Genomic DNA, 18,472 nt, shown 5'->3' on the forward strand with positions numbered 1-18,472 from the left:
TTTTGGTCGCCTAAGAAGTACCATGTATTAAATCTGAATTCCAGTGGTTTATACATGACAACTGCATTCTCTGAACTATCTACTCTTGCCAGAACGCTAGAAAACTCAAGAATAGTCGGGCAAGTCGCTTCTGTCACCGGCTTGAACCTTACCGTTACCGGAATCGAACGGGCGATGGGCATCGGGCAGCGCTGCATAGTTCATGGGCATCGCGGGCCAGTCATGGGCGAAGTTGTCGGTATCGATCGCAATGGCACACATGTGCTTCCCTTTGGCACCTGGGCCGGGGTCGCCGTCGCGGACAAAGTCGTGCTCTGCGCCGATGCCAATATCGTCAGGCCGGACATTTCTTGGAAAGGACGGGTGGTCAACGCACTCGGAGCCCCGATCGATGGAAAGGGCGCTCTGCACGAAGGCAACGATCCCCGCTATGTGAAATCTCCCCCTCCCCCGGCCTTTGAACGACGCCGCACGGGCGAGCGTCTGGATACCGGTATCAAGATATTCGACGTCTTCACGCCGCTCTGCCGAGGGCAGCGGATGGGCGTGTTTGCCGGGTCCGGCGTCGGTAAGTCCACCTTGATGGCTATGATGGCCAGACGGGCACAGGCGGATGTGATTGTGGTCGGTCTTGTCGGCGAACGGGGGCGGGAAGTTCAGGACTTTATTCAGGATGACCTCGGTCCCGAAGGCATGGCCCGATCGGTTATCGTGGTCTCGACCGGGGACGAGCCCCCGCTGATGCGTCGGCAGGCAGCCTGGACCGCGACAACCATTGCCGAATATTTTCGTGATCAAGGGCTGCAGGTGCTCTTGCTGCTCGACAGTGTGACCCGTTTTGCAACCGCGCAGCGCGAAATCGGTCTTTCAGGAGGCGAACCGCCCACCTCCAAAGGTTACCCGCCCACCGTTTTCTCTGAATTACCGCAGCTGATGGAGCGAGCCGGTCCGGGCATCGGAACAAGCGGTGACATTACCGCCATCTATACGGTGCTGGTCGACGGCGGAGAGATGAACGAACCGGTTGCTGATACAGTCCGAGGCATTCTGGACGGCCACGTCGTGCTTGATCGCCAAATCGCGGAGCGCGGCCGGTTCCCGGCGGTCAATCTCTACAAGAGCGTTTCGCGGATGCTGCCAGATTGTCATAGCGAGGCGGAATACGCAGTCCTGCAGGCGGCGCGACGTACCTTGGCACGGTATGCCGATATGGAAGAACTCATCCGCATCGGAGCCTATCGTCAGGGCACCGATCGCGAGGTCGATGCCGCGATCCGCTTTTTCGCCCCTGCTGAAGAGTTCCTGAATCAACGCAAATCTGAATCGATGACGGCAGACGAAACATTCGCACACATCTACGAACTGCTGAGTGACGCGGGTGTCGAAGTGGCTCTTCCCAAGAGCGACGCCTGATTATTCTGACGACGGCAAACCGTCGAAGATACCCGGGGACATTTCTTCCCAGAACAAGGCGATACGCGTAGCGTTCAGCGGCGACATCCACCCATGATTCTCGAAATCCTGCCGCGCGGCTGAATCCTGGACCTGGCTTAGAAAGAGTCGCTTGTCCGCGTCTCTCTGCGTCGGTGTCCGTTTCCTGATCGCATCCTGAACCCGACGCAGACGTTCCCCACGCTCACTCGGCTGCGGTTTAGCCGCAGGTTCCCCTCCAAATTCATTGCTCAATGCAGCGCTGAGGTAGCCGACCTTGCTTTTGACGTTTCGACGCGACTCCACATAGTCCAACCGCGCTGAAACTTCGTCTTCCCCATGAGCGTTCAACCATTGTCTTGCCAGTCGATCGCTTACACCAAGCTCGCGCAGTCGCGAATAGACAGCACCGTGCCGAACCGCTTCACCATCATCGATGTCGAGAATAGCGAGTTGAGGGTTTTCCTTGATCCGAAACCTGATTTCGGTGACCACCCTGCCCTGTTTGCGTGTTTCGGGCGTGATCAGGATATTGCTGGTCTTGTTCACTTCTGAAACGGCCGGTTTGATGACCTTGGCGTTCAGATGCTTGAAGCTTTCATAATAACTTGATCCGTCGAGACCCATGAGCCGGCGGAACAGATCAAGCGGCCACCATCCCGTCGATCCTGTCCTGACAAAACGATAGCAGTTCTCGTAAAGAGCCAGTGCATGGCCGGATGTGAAACGGCGCTGGATGTTAAGGTTGATCAGGGCAAAGACCTTGGGGTCGTTCAGCTTTTCGGCAAGCGCGGGTGAATAGGCATATTCGCAGATACCTCCCTTGAGCTTGGCATAGCTCAGGAGACTGGAGATGCCCCACTCCTGTTCGCCGTCGGCATCGAGCATATCCCATTCCGCAACAGTCTCTGCCAGACCCTTAAGAGACTGTTTTAGGGTATCCATATCGTTGGAATTATAGCCGATCATCAAACATAGAGTTCGCGCGTCTATCTGGTGTTTGCTACGTGTTACCAAGGTATCGTAGGCATTAAGCAGCAAGACGTTCGAGAGTTTTCTTTGAAGAAGCGTCAACTTCCCCGACACGTGGATAGCGGCGACGTGTTTCTTCACTGCACCACGGCGCAATGCGCCGCTTAGCTTGTCCCGAGGTATGTCGTCCATGTTCCTGCTCGCTCTTGGCTTTTCTGCGAAGTATGGCCGATTAGGTACCCTATAGCAACTGACATATGGGTCCTTCTACGCCGAATTCCCAATCCCGGGAATGGGTACCTTAACGGTCTAATCACCTGCGAACGGGGAGCCTAAGGTACCCTGATGCGGTATCAACCGAAGCGAAAACCACGCGATCCTTTGAAATTCACCGCAAAATAGACTCTTACCGCTTGCGGAGACCCTTAATACCGCGAATCGCCACCTTTCCGCCCGCAACCGGGTACCTTACATCCTGTTGACGGGTACCCTTGCACCTGTATCTAGGTACCGAAAGTCGGTTAAGCTATTGTGAAGAAAAGGATTATTAGAAGTAAAGAATCTAAACTACTCAAAGACTCTACAAACTTGTTGATGCCTTCTCTCAATGAAATGAGCTGAAACAGGGCCTGAATCGTCGGAAAGGATTCACATAGAGCTGTTGATGTGCGATAGATTTTGGCAAAACCCAAATAATAACGAACATCCTCAAGGATACGACATGTCTGCAGGCAAAGACGATATACCGCCTTATTTCAACATTGATCCGGCCAAGGCAGCGCAGCGTTTGTCACAGCCTATCGATACAGCACGATTCGCCAAGGCTGCCGCTTTTGCATCGAAGGGTAGGCAGGATCTTGCAGAGCGTGGATACGCTCCTGACGGACGCAAGAGGCTACGCCGATTTTCCACATGGGAAGTTTGCCGGTATCTGATACCGGTTGCGCCCGGTCATTTCAGACGGGTTTTAAGAAGCCACCCGGATTTGCCGCAAGGCACAGGTGAAGGCAATTCCAAGTGGTTCACCCTGGAAGAAGTACTTGCGTTGCGAGACCATTTTGCGGCCGAGGGCGCGGCGGGCCGGGAGTATCGACCATGGCGCCCTGAGGGCCTGCCCGCCAAAACGATTGCGGTGGCGAATTTCAAAGGCGGTGTTGGCAAGACATCTACCGCGGCTCACCTGGCAATGTCCGCTGCTTTGGACGGGTACAAGGTTCTTGTCATAGATCTTGACAGTCAGGGCAGCATGACCTCGATCATGGGCGGTGTTGTGCCCGATGAATGGTCGACTGCTTTTCCGCTTTTAGCCAAGGACTACGCACTCTCCGTACAGGATGAAAATCGTGTTCGGGAAGCCGCGGGTAAAGCCCCCCTGCCCTTCGACGAAACACTGTCGGAGGCGCTGAATGTGTCTGCGCGCGATGTGATTCAACCGACTCACTGGCCGAACATCGATCTGATGGGGTCGCAGCTCAATCTCTACTGGGCCGAGTTTCAGGTTCCCGTCTGGAGAATGGGTCTTCGCAACTGGCCGCTATGGGATGCGTTGAACAACGCCTTAACAAGAGAGGCGATCGTTGATGAATACGATATCATCATTTTGGATACGCCGCCGGCCCTCGGCTACCTGACGATCAATGCACTGGCTGCTGCCGATATCCTTTTGGTACCACTTGGTGCGTCTTTTCTGGAATTCGACTCAACGGGTCGCTTTTTTGATATGCTCTATTCCACCTTTGCGAGCGTGGAGGATGGCGAGAATGCCGCCCGCCGGAGGGATGGCTTGCCGGAAATGAAATTCGAATGGGACGCTGTGAGAGCTTTGATAACCCGGTTCGACGCAGGCCAGCAGACGGATCTGGCGAATGTCATCCAAGCTTATTTCGGGGATTTTATGACCACTTACCGTCAGGAGATGACAGCGATGGTCGGGCAAGCTGGCGAGCAGGTCAATGGTATCTACGAGGCTGATTACCGGGAGTTCAATCGCGATACTTATGTTCGTGGTCGCGAGACCTTCGATCAGACATGGGCGGAGATAAAGGAACTCGTTCTGGGGACGTGGTGGCGGGACCAGCAGATGGCAAACGCAGAGAAGGAGGAGTAAGGCAATGGTTAAGCGCAGACGTCTGGAAACACCGAGCACCGCCGACCTCGACCGGATCGAGCAGGAATTTCGCAGCGAAACCTCCCCTCGCCCGCCGCTATCGCACTCGATCGCGCCGATCGCGCAGGTCGCCGCCGAAACTGCGTCGCAGGTCCAGACTGAGGGGGCCGACGTCAGGGCGGTCCGGGCGCGCACCGAGGCCGACGCCGCACGGTATCACAAAGCACAGGAAGAAGGTCTTTTGATAACCGAACTTCCGACGCGCGAGATAGCCGAGAGTGCGATGATACGCGACCGGATGAACGTCGACGAAGCCGAAATGCTTGAGCTGCGTCTCTCGATCAGTTCCAGCGGGCTACGCTTGCCGATTGAAGTTTACGAGTTGGAAAAGCCCCGGCCCGACGGTGTGCGCTACGGGTTGATTTCGGGCTATCGGCGTCTGTTGGCTGTGCGCGGTTTGTACGATCTAACCGAGGCCGAAAAATACACGAGGATCCGAGCCATCCTTCGTCCTCGAACCGGGATGGATGCTGCCTTTGTCTCGATGGTCGAAGAGAATGAGATCCGTTCCGAACTCAGCCATTTCGAGCGTGGCCGAATTGCAGTCATCTCGGCACAGCAGGGCGCGTTCGCGAATACGGAGGAGGCGGTTGCGAAACTTTTTGCAAACGGGTCCAAGGCCAAGCGGTCCAAGGTGCGGTCCTTTGCGCTGATCTTCGAAGAGCTCGGCGATATGCTTGAACATGCTGAGTTGCTGACCGAAAAGCGTGGCCTGCGGCTTGCTGCGGCTTTGAGGCTTGGGGCCGAAGCTCGCCTACGTGACGCGCTGTCGAGCCATTCGGTGGACGACGCGGATCAGGAATGGGCGCTGATGGAACCTGTTATTGTCGCATTAGAGTCCGCGCCGCGCGACAAGAGTCGAGGCGGCAGGCCAAAGACTGAAAAGCAGCCATCAGACTGGGCGGGCGCGAAGAGCGTCAAAACATCTACGGGGATCACAATCCGATCAATGCAAGATAGCCAGGGTTTTGTTGTCAGGTTCGAGGGCAGGGCGATTGACGCCGAACGTATGGACAGCCTGTTGACCGAAATACAATTCTTGCTGGAAAAGTCATAAGGTTTCGCCGCGAAACCCAAGCAGTCCGCGGCCAAATTGAACGATCTCCTATAGACCGGCGGCCTTGGTCAAATTCACTCCAAATCTTTTTCGGCGCCCCCCGGAGTTGCGGATGATGTCGAACGAGGTCTGCCCGCGTAGATTCGGAAAGTCGTTTTCCTCAGTTGAAACTGAACTGGCAAGACCGGTGCGCAGCGATTGACCGGAGAAAAGCGCTAGCCGCTCACTCTCCGGCAATTCGGACCGGATGCCAGCGTCAAGAACCGCCTGCTTGATGAGCCGTGCCACGTGCTTGTCATTCAACCGTGTCTCAAGCGCCCGCTTGCCATCGCGCGATGTTCCAACGAATACCGGCCCGACATCAATCTTCGCGAACGTTAACCATTGTTCCAAAGCATGAACCGGACAAGTCTGCTCGCCAGACCCTCGACCGATCTCCACCTCACGCCAACCAGATTTGGCACGGAGGGTGAGCAATGCTCCTTCTTCCAAAATTTCGATGCGATTGCCGCCTTCACGCGTGGAATACGGAAGGACGTCGAGGCTTACGATCTCTGATCTGCGCAGCCCACCAGCGAAGCCAATCAACAAAATAGCTCGATCGCGAAGCCCGCGCAGGTCGAAAGGCAAGGTAGCAATCATCGCTAAGATATCGTTGGCTGAGATAGCGGTCTTTTGCCTTTTTGGTCGCGTATTCTTACGCTTGATTTCAGCGATTGCGTTCGCGATGTAACGGTTCTTGCGTTCCAGATGGAATCCACGCTGCGCGAAACTCCAAGCCAATCCCGCGAGACGACGTTCAACGGTTTCAACCGACAGTACAGATGAAGGGTCAGCGCCAGCGGCCAAATCGGTGATATAAAGACCAATCGTCTCTGGCGAAGGGGGCAGGGGGTTGGTGCCTTTGAACCGACACCAACGCGTAAAATGCGCCCAGTCCCAAGTGTAGGCCTTCAGCGTGTTTTCTGACACTGACAGCAAATCGCAATCGCTTTCGTTTCTGCCCGCAAATCAAATGAGCGCGCCTTTGCTATATCCGAGGGAAGACCAGAGTCTTCCGCAATATCTTGCTCGGACGATGAGCCTGGTCTATACTCCTAAATTATACGCATTACATATGAGGCTACCATGGGACGCGTGAAAGTCAATTTGACCCTCGATGCCGATGTCGCGGAGACTGCCCGCGCGCTTGGGCTCAATATGTCACGTCTCGCCGAAGCAGCGATAGCCGATGCCGCAAAGTTGGAGCGAAATCGCTTGTGGCGCACTGAGAATAAATCGGCGATCGACGCCTATGCCGAGGAGGTTACGAAGGAAGGGTTGCCGCTGGTCGGCTACAGAAGTTTTTAGGGTAGGTGGACAATGGCGCAGTTCGACCTCTACCGCCTGGCAAGTGGTCAACTTGTCGTGGACCTTCAGACTGACCTGATTGGCATAGAAGCGTCTCGGATCGTGGCTCCTCTGCGTGATGCTGGACGGTACGCGGCTTTTCCAGGTCTCACTCCGTCTGTTGAGGTTGCAGGGAGTGTTTGGATCGTTCGTGTACAGGAAATGGCTGCGGTGCCGGGATCGGAGCTGCGTGAAGTGGTAGGGTCTCTGGCGGCGCACCGGGACGCCTTGAAGCGCGCTCTGGACATCCTCATCGACGGTGTCTGATGCTATCCCGCCCATCGAAAATTTCGTTTTACCCTCTCTCATTGTTTTACCTTTGTGCCGGCATTGAGATTATGTCGGGTAGACCTGAAAGCCGATACCAATACTCTCTTTTCGGAAGCAGTGCTGTATTCGGAATCCGCCTAACTTAAACGCTACTTTGGAGCGTAGGGATCGCCGTTGACCAAATCAAGATTATCGGACATAGCAAGACCCACTAGGGACGGGCGGTTTCTCTATTAAAATGTAGGCAAAAGCGCCGTGGTCGGGTAGTGGTTGGGAATGACGTTTTCCCAGATGACGCTGACTGGCGGTCTCGAGAATATATCTCGGATGCCCTCTTGGGTCACCTCGACGCGTGTCGAAACGCTTGAGGATGTGGCGTTTTTGTCGGGTGCGGCGTTGAGCCACCTGCATCTGGTGTTCAGTCAGAACGACGTCCCCCAAGCCTTGTTAAGAGATCGCCTGGCCCTCAGAGCTGCTACGGCCTGTGTGGCATTCTCTGGCCGGCAGGAGCGCGAACGGGAATTGCGGGATGCGCTGCACCTTCTGCGCCCCGGCGATCTTCCCGGTCCGGCTGGAGAGATATGCTTGGCTTGGCGTCGTGCAGTCGAGCGTCCGGTGAGGCTCAACGCGCTGGACCGGATACTGCCAAAGTTAAGCAAAAGCCAGATTGCCAGCTGGCTTGCCGTAGCGCGGGGTGCCCCTGTGGCCCGCGTGGCTACGGTTCTGGAAACCGTTTTGGAGGACGTACCGAATACCGAAACTTTGGCGCTGATCATGGCTGATGCCGCTCTGGCCCAAGCGCTTGGTTGGGACTATGTCGTACCTCTTTTGGCAGTTGGCTTGAATCGCGCAGACCTGCGCAAGCGGGGTGAAGACCTTCGACTGGCCTGTCATCGGGCGATCATCACCTCGGCGAGCGATGTCGTACCTCTTGCCGCCGATCTTGCCCGGCGCACCATGCGCTTAAAGGCGGTCGCGCCGAAGCTCCGGTCCAAAGGAGCGGGGGGAGCAGTCGAGATCTTCTTGACCCGCGATGCCGTCATGCCATCGGCTCTGCCCTTGCCGGACCGTGCGGCGCGCCGCCTTTGCGATCGTCTGGTGCAGCTCGGTGTAGTGCGGGAGCTTACGGGGCGTGACACATTCCGGTTATACGGCGTCTAAGCGATGACAAAGGATCGATCCAAGCCTGAATTTGACCGAGAATTGTCCGATCTGTTACCGGAGTTGCGCTGGCGTGAATGGATGCGGCGCATCGAGGCCGTGCTGTTCGCAACCGGATCACCAGTGTCGCGCGAAGATCTGGCGCGGGTGGTAGGGCAGGGGGTCTCGGTCGACCTTCTGATCGATGATTTAGCAGCCGATCTGGAAGGGCGGGCGTTTGAGCTTGCGAAGGTTTCCGGTGGTTGGCTGTTCCGGACGCGCGTTCCCTACGCGTCTGCCATTCGCGCCGCTGCCGACGTTGCCGAGCAACTTCTGGACCTGGCTGAATTCGACATCGCAGTGCTTGCTGCCATCGCTTATGATCAGCCGGTTACACGCGACGGGTTAAAGGATATTTTCGGCAGAGACATTAGCCGTGACCTGATCGGTCGGTTGCACGCGCGTAAACTGATCGCGACCGGGCCAAGATCGCCACGCCCGGGCGCACCCTACACTTATGTGACCACGGAGCAGTTCTTGGTGGCCTTCGGGTTGCAGAGCCTACGCGACCTTCCAGACAGAGAGCAAATGGAGGATGCGGGTATGATTTCAGCACTTAGAACTTGAGTCAGGTCCGAGACCACATGTTAAGCTGTCTTCCATGAATCACCGGTACGGACGCGGGCGGATCGGTTCACCTGTGGTCCGAATGTCCCAGGTCCGGAAAGTCTCCGCCTCATTCTTCTCAGCCGTTGGCAGCCCGGCCTAACCGGTCAGAATGAGCTTGGATCAGCAATTCGGCGGTCAGACTGTAATGAGCGGTCAGCAGTTCGACGGCGTGTGGTGCATCGCGGGCAAGCGCCGCGTCCGAAATCGCGCCATGCTCGATCATCAGGTCGCGGGCTGGGTTCGATGAAAGGTTGCCGAGGCTGGGCATCCGGTAACGGACCGACCCGAGGTACAGATTATCAATAATTTGCTCCAGCCTGCGAGAGCCGCTGGCGGAGATCAGGGCCACGTGAAAATCGCGATGACGGTCTTCGAGCGCGGCGAGGCTGTCGGGATCGTCAGGATGGCTGCGTTCGTTCTGGCGACCCAGCGCGTGCAGGCTCGAAACGATACGTCCTTCCCAATCGTCGTCGCCGCGCTCGATCGAGCGGCGCAGAGCCTCGGTTTCGACATAGGTTCGCGTTTCCATAGTGTCGCGCAAATCGTCAAGCGACAGCGGGGCCACGCGAAAGCCACGCATGGCTTCGGAGGTAACCAGACCTTCGGCTGCCAGCCGTGTCAAAGCTTCACGCAGCGGGGAAAAGCCAACGCCGCAGCGCTCCTGCAACTGAGCCAACCGCAATGGCTGTTCGGGGGCAAAGGCCCCCCTAATGATCTCGTGACGCAGTAGCGAATAGGCCTGCTCGCCGCGCGATTTGGTTGATTTGCTCAAAGCCTTGCCCACGAACTGTCCTCTCTGCTCGGCACTGAACAGCGCAAGCAAGCGCCAATAGTACCGAAATCATAGAATATTTTCGCTGATACTCAGAATAATATCAAGAATATAACATTTTCGATAATATTTTGATTTTGTGTTGAACGTCGATATGGTCGTTTCCAGAACGCGAATGGAGGAATCGATGAGCAAGCCGAGAGACAGCTACCGCGAGGACGTTGCCGGACGCGCTAACGTCGAGGATACGCCAGAGTTGCTGGCTTATTACGATGAGCTTGAAAGCTATGATGCGGGCGCTCTCTGGACTGTCGCGAACAAGATCGAACCTTGGGAGCCCGTGAGCAGCTCGAAGCCGGTGCTGTGGCGGTTCCAAGACCTTCGCGAGCATGTGCTGCGTTCAGTCGAACTGGTGACGCCTGAAAAAGCCGGACGAAGGGTAATCTATCTAAACAACCCGGGTCGCAGCGATGTCGCGGCAGCGGTGGGGTGGATCTACGCCGGTCTGCAGGTAATGCATCCGGGCGAACAGGCCAGCGCGCATCGCCATTCGGCCAGCGCGATCCGCTTCATCATGGAGGGCACCGGAGCCTACACCGTAGTCGACGGCCACAAGATGACGCTAGGCCATAACGATTTCGTTCTGACGCCTAACGGTACATGGCACGAACATGCAGTTTCGTCAGATGGCTCACCCTGCATCTGGCAGGACGGGCTCGATATTCCCTTTGTCAATGCGATGGAGGCCAATTTCTACGAGGTTCATCCGGATCTGAGTCAGGCTGTCGCCTATCCGGTCGATGACATGACGAAGACATGGGGTAATCCCGGTTTGACGCCGGGCGGCGGAAACTGGACGAAGGGCTATAGCCCTATGTTCAAGTACGAATGGGCACCGACCTACGAAGCTCTTGTCAAACTTGCCAGCTGCTCGGACGGATCGCCGTTCGACGGTGTACTGATGGAATACGTTAACCCTGTCACGAACGGACCTGTGATGAAGACCCTGGGGGCCAGCATGCAGATGCTGCGGCCGGGGGAGCGGACCAAGGCCCATCGTCATACCGGCAGTTATCTCTATCACGTCGCCAAAGGCAGTGGCCATTCAATCATCAACGGCAAGCGCTTCGATTGGAACGAGCATGATATCTTCTGCGTCCCGTCCTGGGCCTGGCATGAACACGCCAATGCCTCGGACCGCGACGATGCCGTGCTATTCTGTCTGAACGACCTGCCGGTTATGCGGGCCATGGGGCTCTTTCGTGAACAGGCTTTTGGCGAAAATGGCGGCCATCAGCCTGTCCTGTGACGCACTCTAATAAAGGAATAAGAAATGAAACTCGTGACGTTTCGCAGCGGCGTTGAGGCCGCAGCTCGGCTCGGACTGTGCCATGGAGATCAGGTTATTGACGTGGCGGCGCTGGCGACCTCGCAAGGGGAAAAGCTGCCGGACACGATGCTGGGACTGATCGACACCGGTCAGGCCGGGCTGGATGCGCTGCGCGCACTTATGAAACGCGTGGGCGAGACGCTGCCGGCTGGCACCGCGACCGCGCTGGCAAATGTAACGCTTCTGGCGCCGATCCCCCGGCCGCGCAAGAACATCTTCGGAATTGGTCTGAACTATACAGAGCACGTGGCGGAAAGCGCAAAGACGCTCGACACGAACCCCGATCTGCCGCGCGAGCCGGTTGTATTCTCGAAACCCCCGACTAGCGTTATCGGACCGGGTGAACCGATCCTGCATGACAGCAGTATGACCAAGCAATTGGATTGGGAGGTCGAACTGGCCGCAATCATCGGCACCCGCGCGAAAAGGGTGCGCCGGGAAGACGCGCTGTCGCATGTCTTTGGCTATTCAGTGATGATCGACGTGTCGGCCCGTGACAACCGTCGTGCCGAGCAGTGGATCTTTTCCAAAGGTATGGACAGCTATGCGCCCTTCGGCCCTTGCATCGTCACCGCCGACGAAATCCCCGATCCGCATACGCTTGACCTGTGGCTGACAGTGAACGGCGAGAAAAAGCAGAATTCGAGCACTGCGAAGATGCTTTTTAAGGTCGATGAACTGATCGCGGATATCAGCCGGGGCATCACGCTTGAATCTGGCGACATCATCGCCACCGGCACGCCCGAAGGTGTGGGCGCAGGTCGCGATCCGCAGGAATGGATGTGGCCGGGTGACGTGATCGTGGCCTGTGTAGAAGGTGTCGGCACCCTGCGGCACCCGGTTGTCGACAACACGCCGCCGGGAGAATGAGATGCGTGCTGACCGGTATCGTCTTTCGCGGAGGAATACCGCCGCGCTGCTCGGGGTGACCGCAACACCACGATTGGAACGCCACAATGCGCTATGATCTGACACCTGAAACGCGCACTTTGGGTTACAAGCTGCTGACAGCCACCGTGACGCCGCGCCCGATCGGGTGGGTCACCAGTGTTTCGTCCGAAGGCACCGTGAATGCTGCACCCTATAGCTTTTTCAACGTGATGGGCGATGCGCCCCCGGTCGTCGCGCTTGGGATCATGGGCAAGCCCGACGGCAGCCTCAAGGATACCGCGCGCAACATCCTTTCGGCAAAGGACTTCGTGGTGAACCTGGTAAGCCGGGACCTGGCCGAAGCGATGAACCTCACCTGCATCGACGCGCCGCCCGACGTGAGCGAAGTGGATCTTGCGAAGCTTGAAACCCTGCACGGCGCGCACGTTGCCGCGCCGAGGATCGTGCGGGCCCCGGTGTCGTTCGAATGTGTGATGCAGCAGGTGGTGGAAACCGGGCCTGTTCAGCGTCTCCTGATCGGCGAGGTCAAGGCAATCCACATCGCCGATGCTTGTCTGCTCGACCCGAAGCGCGGCCATGTCGACACTGTCGCGCTTGATCTGATCGCACGAATGCACGGCGCGGGCTGGTATGCTCAGGCACGCGACCTGTTCGAACTTGAGCGGCCGGTTTACGCGAACGAAACAAAATGAGGTCTGACCACAAAAACAGAAGAGCGATTTAATGATCTGAAGATGTCTCCAATTCCTTGGACGATACCCATTTAAAGATCCCGCAAGTTCATGATGATCTCTTACAGATCCTAGCGTTTCGGATCCATCCGGCGTCCGTTTTCCTGAGCACGATGGCGGAACCCTCCTGTAAGAGAGGACCATCATGCCTGCCCGGGAATCCGACTGATCTCTTTTTCCGCCCACAGTCGATACGCATGTCGAATAAAAATCTTCCGTCCAAAGGTATCCGGTGTATGGCAACGCGCTTCGGAAAAGCCGGTGCATGGGACGTTTTCAAAACGGTTTGATCTCGTGCGCCGTCAATTCGGCTTCGAGCGCAGCTAGCCAGTCACCCATCGCGGACCCAGGCCTTGGTTCTACGAGAGAAAGAAAATCAAATGCGGCGGGGGTCATGTCAAAATCTTCGACGTCGAGACTCGTTAAAGAACCGCCCGTGATCCGATGACGGATGACCCAACTGGGACCACAGAACAGGCACTCGGTATCGGCGGAGATGGACAGTATCCCGATCAAACCGGTTGTCACCAGAGCGTCGGGCGGTTTCAATCCGTTTCGGCGGAACTGGGTGCTGATGGCCTGCCAGTTCGCCGAAGCCTCCGACGCGGAAGCCCATGGGTAGTCTAACAAATCTTCCGGACGCACTACCTCTTTCCGGGTCAGCGGGTGATCTCTGGCGCAACCGATCGACAATCCGAATTGGCCAAGATGGCGGCACTTCAGCATGTCAGCAGCATCCGAGTCGATACCGGCCCAGTTTACCTGGCCGATGTAGCAATCAATTTCTCCATTCACCAATGCATCGACCATTTCGCCGACAAGTCCGGTTCGAAAGGTGAATCGGTTGCGAATGTTTCCTGACATAAGCCTTCGGAGCGCCATGGGAATTGGGTTTAGCATGACGGCCGGGTTGGCGCCGACTCTCAGTTCAGGCATGTCCTTGATCGCGATTTCGTCGGCCAGTTGTTCGATGAACGCAAGGCTGGGACGGCTGCGCGTCAGCGCAAGCTGACCCGCCTGGTTAAGGACGACTCCGCGGACGGAACGCTCCACAAGCTCGGTTCCAAAGGCTTCCTCGAGATCGCGGACCATGGCCGAAACGGCTGGCTGACTGATGTTCAGTCTTTCGGCCACAGCGCGAAGGGATCCTTCCTCCTCGATCAGTTCGAGCAATAGGATGTGTCGCAGACGAAGACGATAGTACCGGGGATTAGCCATCAGGTTTCCTGATCACATGATAGAAAGTTCGATCTTTTCTTATCATGCACCATTTGATTGTCTTCAAAAACCAGCCGTTTTCATCATCAGGGCGAGCTGGTCGGAAAGGCGCGTCCTTTCCAAGGGAGGAATAGATGAGAACCGCAAACATAATTTCCGGCGCTGCCTTGGCGGTGTTCGGGCTGCTTATGATCTTTGTTGTCATCCCCGTTCAGATTGAGGAAGGGCCGCCGGGGATGGTCTCGCCCCGTTTGGTGCCTCAGATCATGCTCTGGTCGATTACCGGACTGTCGCTGCTCCTCATCGTGACAAATTTGCGCAGCACTGCAGACGAAGGTCCTGCACCGATTTCACGTTCAGAGATATTTGCCTTGCTGAAATTCATGGTAGCCTTCGCCGTCGCGCTGGCGTTGTTCTTTCTGGCCGGTCCACTCTGGGCCGGGATCGCGCTGGTCGCTGGCACACTCCTGCTGCTGGGCGAACGCCGACCGCTTGTGGTTGCGGTGATGACCGCAGCGCTGCTGGGCGCGGCGTGGGTGCTGTTTTACCAGATACTGCGAACTCCGATCCTGTGAGGTTGACATGCAATCCCTGATCGGCGGCTTCAACGACGTCTTGAACTTTTACACCCTGTTCTGGATCCTGGTCGGCGTCACGACGGGCTACGTGCTCGGCGCGCTCCCGGGGCTCGGCAAAGGCACCGGTGTGGCCGTTGCCATTCCCTTGACCTTTTATCTTGAACCCGTGGCCGCCATCGCGCTTTTGATCGGCATCGCCAAGGGATCAGCCGCAGGCAGTGCCGTATCGGCCATCCTGTTGAACACCCCGGGCGAGCCGTCTTCCGCGCCGACCGCACTCGACGGCTATCCGTTGGCCCGGCAGGGCAAGGCGCAGAAGGCGCTAAAGATGGGACTCTATGCGTCCGTCATCGGCGATTTCCTGTCTACCGTCGTACTGATCACCCTTGCCGCGCCACTGGCCCAATATGCGTTGCTGATCGGTCCGGTCGAACTTTGCGCGATCCTCGTCTTTTCCCTGACCTTTATCGGCGGTCTGTCCGGCAAGTCCCTGATTAAAGGCCTGATCGCTGCCGCATTCGGGATTCTTGCCGCCACGGTCGGGCTCGAAACCGAAAGCTTCATTCCAAGGCTGACCTTCGGACTCCTCGAACTAGACGACGGGCTGCCGTTGATCCCGATTGCCATCGGTATGCTGGCCGTCGCCGAAATGGCGATCCAGGCGGGAAACATGGAACAACTGGATGAGCAGACAGCTGCCATGGCCGAAAGCGATGATCCCGCCGACCGTACGGTCACGCGTGATGATTGGCGCCGCTGCGCCATGCCGATCCTGCGCGGCACGTTCATCGGGTCGCTCGTTGGCATTTTGCCCGGCCTCGGTGCCAGTGTCGGGTCGTTCCTGTCCTATGGCGCCACACGCCGAGCGTCCGACGACCCCGACAGCTTCGGAACCGGCCGGATCGAAGGCGTCGCCGCTGCCGAAAGCGCCGACAATGCTGTGGTGCCGTCAAGTTTCGTCCCGCTCTTCGCGCTCGGAATTCCGGGCAGCGTGATTGCGGCCATCCTGATCGCGGCCTTCGTCTTACACGGGTTGACGCCGGGGCCGCTGATGTTCCGCGAGGACCCGCAGTTGGTCGCCGCAGTCTATGCCGCCATGCTCTGCGCCAGCGTCGTGCTGCTTGCTATCGGCCTGACAGGGCAGCGTCTGTTTTCGCAGGTCGTCCGGGTGCCGATCCGGCTGATCATCCCGGGCGTGCTGCTGCTGTGCTGCATCGGTTCCTATATGGAAACCAGCAGCCTCTTCCCAATATGGATCATGCTTGGCTTTGCATTGCTGGGCTTCTTCGCCAAGAAACTGGACTTCTCGTTCGTCACCTTTCTGATCGGCTTTGTCATTGGCCCGTCGGCCGAGCTGACCTTTCGGCAGTCCCTTCAGCTTCTGAACCACGACTGGCGCAATCTGGGCGACCACCCGATTGCGCTTGTCTTCATGGCCCTCACGCTGGTGACGCTTGTCATCCTTGCGCGGGGCCGCACCCAAAGCGCGTCCCGCGAAACCGGACCCGCCGTCACAGGACAAAATCACGAAGGGAGGATATCGTGAAACTGAACCGACGCCACCTTACAGCGGCCTTTGCCGTGCTCTTTCTGGGCACAACCGGGCTGACCGGCCCCGTGCTGGCCCAAGAGGACTACCCGACCAAACCGATCTCGATGCTGGTCGGCTACAACGCCGGCGGACAGACCGATCTGGTTGCCCGCGCTGCGGCGCAGGTCATGTCGGCCGAACTCGGCCAACCGATCAACGTCATAAACCGCCCGGGTGCGGGCGGGGCTGTTGCCGCACGTGAGGTGACCCAGGCCGAGCCTGACGGTTATACGATGCTGTTCCATGCCAACTCGGTCGTGAACGCTGAACCTTTCCTGATGAAACGCGTGAACTTCACACCGGAAGATTTTGAATGGGCCGGGTTCATAACGGCTTATCAGGTCAGCCTCGCCGCGCCCGCCAGTGCGCCCTATGACGATCTCGACGAGTTCATCGCTTGGGGAAAAGAAAACCCCGGCTTTTCGGTCGCATCTCTCAGTCCTACGGCAAGAATGATGATGAACGAGATCGCTAAGAAAGAGGGACTGGAGGTCAATTATGTCCCGGTCAAGGGTGGCGGCGACATGGTGAATACGCTCTTGGGAAATCAGGTGGCGGCGGCCTATTCCGGGGGCATCCACGTTAAGTATCCTGACCAGATCAAAACTCTGGCCACACTGACCACCTATCGCCAGCCGTCCTGGCCCGATGTTAAGTCAATCGAGGAATACGGCTATCCACTTGCCATGGACAGCCGCGCTGGGGTGATGCTTCCCAAGGGCACACCGCAGGAGATCGTGCAAAAGATTTCCGATGCGCTGGCCAAGGCCGAAACCGATGAAACCTTTCTGAAGGTCACCGGTTCGGCCGCCATTCCGGTCATGTACATGAATGCACAAGAGGCCCGCGCCGAGATGGATCGGACCTACAAGGTGCATGGCGAGATATTCCGCAAAGCGGGTATCGAACCGCAATAATTGTCTGCATCTGACCGCACGGCCCCGGCTAGGGCTGTGCGGCACATTCCCTTACCCGAACGTTTCATAAGGACTCTACCGATGTTCCAACCGCTCAAGGGCCTGCGGGTCGTCGACCTGTCACAGGTGCTCGCCGGACCCTATGCCACCTATCTTCTCGCACTGATGGGCGCGGAAGTGCTGAAAATTGAGAAACCGGGTGAGGGGGACTGGACCCGCGTTGGCGGCGGAGTCCCTGAATTGGCTGAAAGAAAGCTGGGACTGGCTTACATTGTTCAGGGCGGCAATAAGAAGTCTGTCACACTTGACCTCAAAACCCCGGAAGGTCTTGAGGTTGCGAAGAAACTGATCGCGACCGCCGATATCTTCATAGAGAATTTCAAGCCGGGTGTTGCCGAACGCTTGGGTCTGGGTTTCGAGGTGGTCAAGGCGCTGGCGCCCAAGATCGTCTATTGCTCCATATCCGCCTTCGGGCAGAACGGCCCATTCAGCGGCCGTCCGGCTTATGACCATGTCATCCAGGGCATGTGCGGTATCATGATGACCACCGGTCAGCCCGGATCGGGGCCGAACAAGGTGGGATCGCCCTATGTCGATTATGCCACCGGAATGAACGCAGCCCTGGCCGTTGTTTCCGGCGTGCTCGAAACTCAACGCACCGGCGAAGCCGTTCAGGTTGATGTGTCGATGCTCGATACGTCGCTGATGCTGATGGCTTCCCTGATGAGCACCCATCTCACAACCGGCTGGATCCCTCAGCAATCGGGCAATGAAGCCTGGAGCCAGAGCCCTTCGTCCGGAGCTTTCGAAACCGCGGACGGGGTGCTGATGCTGGCCGCCAACAATGAACTGCAGTTCCAGCGTATGTGCCACGCAATCGGCGCACCCGACATCCTGCAGGACCCGCGCTGGGGTACGCCCGGGGATCGCAGTCAGAATGCTGCAGAGTTGCGTGAAAAACTGAACGCGATATTTTTGACCCGCACAGCCGCCGAATGGGAGACAATTCTCGCTGACGTAACAGTCCCCGCAGGACGCATACGCGGGCTGGAGGAAATACTGCACGAAGACCAGATTGCTGCGCGCGGTTTGATGTCCACGCTTGAGATCGAAGGGATTGATCACCCGGTCCACGTGCCTTCGCTCAGCTTCGTTGCGAATGGCAAAGCGACCACTGCTACCCGCGTGCCTTCCGAACTTGGCGCAGACACCGATGCGGTGCTTGGCGCTCTGGGCTATGATGATGGCGCGATAGAAAGCTTGCGAACCGCCGGGAAAATCTGAGGACC

Annotated in this window: 17 protein-coding genes and 1 pseudogene; 14 read left to right on the forward strand and 4 right to left on the reverse strand. The window is 57.4% G+C overall.

All coding sequences use genetic code 11. From position 1 onward, the window contains the following. The first annotated feature begins 54 nt into the window (after window positions 1–54). Window positions 55–1,413: a flagellar protein export ATPase FliI gene (gene fliI, locus MF268_RS21050; protein WP_238372827.1), complete on the forward strand. Its 1,359-nt coding sequence runs from the start codon at window positions 55–57 to the stop codon at window positions 1,411–1,413. On the opposite strand, the gene MF268_RS21055 is transcribed toward fliI, so the two are convergent. Then, window positions 1,414–2,595 carry a replication initiation protein gene (locus tag MF268_RS21055; RefSeq protein WP_238372828.1) on the reverse strand — a complete coding sequence of 394 codons (1,182 nt, stop codon included), beginning with the start codon at window positions 2,593–2,595 and terminating at the stop codon, window positions 1,414–1,416. Window positions 2,596–3,124: 529 nt separating this feature from the next. On the opposite strand from MF268_RS21055, the gene MF268_RS21060 reads away from it, so the two are divergent. Together MF268_RS21060 and MF268_RS21065 are read left to right on the forward strand one after the other, a co-directional pair. After that, entirely contained in the window at window positions 3,125–4,510 is a 1,386-nt protein-coding gene (locus tag MF268_RS21060) for an AAA family ATPase (RefSeq protein ID WP_238372829.1), read from the forward strand. Between the two features lie 4 nt (window positions 4,511–4,514). Then, window positions 4,515–5,627: a ParB/RepB/Spo0J family partition protein gene (locus tag MF268_RS21065; protein ID WP_238372830.1), complete on the forward strand. Its 1,113-nt coding sequence runs from the start codon at window positions 4,515–4,517 to the stop codon at window positions 5,625–5,627. Window positions 5,628–5,675: 48 nt separating this feature from the next. On the opposite strand, the pseudogene MF268_RS21070 reads toward MF268_RS21065, so the two are convergent. Next, window positions 5,676–6,661: pseudogene (locus MF268_RS21070) on the reverse strand (site-specific integrase). Window positions 6,662–6,755: 94 nt separating this feature from the next. Between MF268_RS21070 and MF268_RS21075 the strand changes: the two are divergent. The 4 genes from MF268_RS21075 (at window position 6,756) to scpB (ending at window position 9,053) form a co-directional block, all read left to right on the forward strand. Then, on the forward strand, window positions 6,756–6,977 hold the full coding sequence (locus MF268_RS21075) for a type II toxin-antitoxin system CcdA family antitoxin (protein ID WP_238372831.1): 222 nt from the start codon (window positions 6,756–6,758) through the stop codon (window positions 6,975–6,977). A gap of 12 nt (window positions 6,978–6,989) precedes the next feature. Beyond that, window positions 6,990–7,283, forward strand: a complete 294-nt coding sequence (locus tag MF268_RS21080; RefSeq protein WP_238372832.1) for a CcdB family protein — start codon at window positions 6,990–6,992, stop codon at window positions 7,281–7,283. A 279-nt stretch (window positions 7,284–7,562) separates the two neighbouring features. Further along, a complete protein-coding gene (locus MF268_RS21085) occupies window positions 7,563–8,447 on the forward strand; it encodes a DUF1403 family protein (protein WP_238372833.1) in 885 nt (294 codons plus the stop codon). Window positions 8,448–8,450: 3 nt separating this feature from the next. Continuing rightward, complete coding sequence (scpB, locus tag MF268_RS21090) at window positions 8,451–9,053, forward strand: SMC-Scp complex subunit ScpB (protein WP_238372834.1); 603 nt, start codon at window positions 8,451–8,453, stop codon at window positions 9,051–9,053. Between the two features lie 118 nt (window positions 9,054–9,171). Here scpB and MF268_RS21095 read toward each other — a convergent pair whose 3' ends face one another. Beyond that, window positions 9,172–9,867 (reverse strand): GntR family transcriptional regulator, encoded by a 696-nt coding sequence (locus MF268_RS21095; protein WP_238372835.1) that lies wholly within the window; start codon window positions 9,865–9,867, stop codon window positions 9,172–9,174. A 187-nt stretch (window positions 9,868–10,054) separates the two neighbouring features. On the opposite strand from MF268_RS21095, the gene MF268_RS21100 reads away from it, so the two are divergent. The 3 genes from MF268_RS21100 to MF268_RS21110 all read left to right on the forward strand — a co-directional run bounded on the left by MF268_RS21100 (window position 10,055) and on the right by MF268_RS21110 (window position 12,840). Further along, on the forward strand, window positions 10,055–11,176 hold the full coding sequence (locus MF268_RS21100; RefSeq protein ID WP_238372836.1) for a cupin domain-containing protein: 1,122 nt from the start codon (window positions 10,055–10,057) through the stop codon (window positions 11,174–11,176). 24 nt (window positions 11,177–11,200) lie between these two features. Beyond that, window positions 11,201–12,127, forward strand: a complete 927-nt coding sequence (locus MF268_RS21105) for a fumarylacetoacetate hydrolase family protein (RefSeq protein ID WP_238372837.1) — start codon at window positions 11,201–11,203, stop codon at window positions 12,125–12,127. 86 nt (window positions 12,128–12,213) lie between these two features. Beyond that, window positions 12,214–12,840, forward strand: coding sequence for a flavin reductase family protein (locus MF268_RS21110; RefSeq protein WP_238372838.1), 627 nt, complete (start codon window positions 12,214–12,216; stop codon window positions 12,838–12,840). 315 nt (window positions 12,841–13,155) lie between these two features. On the opposite strand, the gene MF268_RS21115 is transcribed toward MF268_RS21110, so the two are convergent. After that, entirely contained in the window at window positions 13,156–14,097 is a 942-nt protein-coding gene (locus MF268_RS21115) for a LysR family transcriptional regulator (RefSeq protein WP_238372839.1), read from the reverse strand. 134 nt (window positions 14,098–14,231) lie between these two features. Between MF268_RS21115 and MF268_RS21120 the strand changes: the two genes are divergently transcribed. From MF268_RS21120 to MF268_RS21135, 4 genes are all read left to right on the forward strand, one after another. Further along, entirely contained in the window at window positions 14,232–14,672 is a 441-nt protein-coding gene (locus MF268_RS21120) for a tripartite tricarboxylate transporter TctB family protein (RefSeq protein WP_238372840.1), read from the forward strand. A 7-nt stretch (window positions 14,673–14,679) separates the two neighbouring features. Continuing rightward, complete coding sequence (locus MF268_RS21125; protein ID WP_238372841.1) at window positions 14,680–16,221, forward strand: tripartite tricarboxylate transporter permease; 1,542 nt, start codon at window positions 14,680–14,682, stop codon at window positions 16,219–16,221. Beyond that, window positions 16,218–17,183, forward strand: a complete 966-nt coding sequence (locus MF268_RS21130; RefSeq protein WP_238372842.1) for a Bug family tripartite tricarboxylate transporter substrate binding protein — start codon at window positions 16,218–16,220, stop codon at window positions 17,181–17,183. The genes MF268_RS21125 and MF268_RS21130 overlap by 4 nt, the downstream gene beginning before the upstream one ends. An 81-nt stretch (window positions 17,184–17,264) precedes the next feature. After that, the gene (locus tag MF268_RS21135) at window positions 17,265–18,467 is read left to right on the forward strand and encodes a CaiB/BaiF CoA transferase family protein (RefSeq protein WP_238372843.1); all 1,203 of its coding nucleotides are present in this window, start codon (window positions 17,265–17,267) and stop codon (window positions 18,465–18,467) included. Window positions 18,468–18,472: the final 5 nt, after the last annotated feature.

It is taken from the genome of Heliomarina baculiformis (genome assembly GCF_019966545.1).
Taxonomy (GTDB): Bacteria; Pseudomonadota; Alphaproteobacteria; order Rhodobacterales; family Rhodobacteraceae; genus Heliomarina; species Heliomarina baculiformis.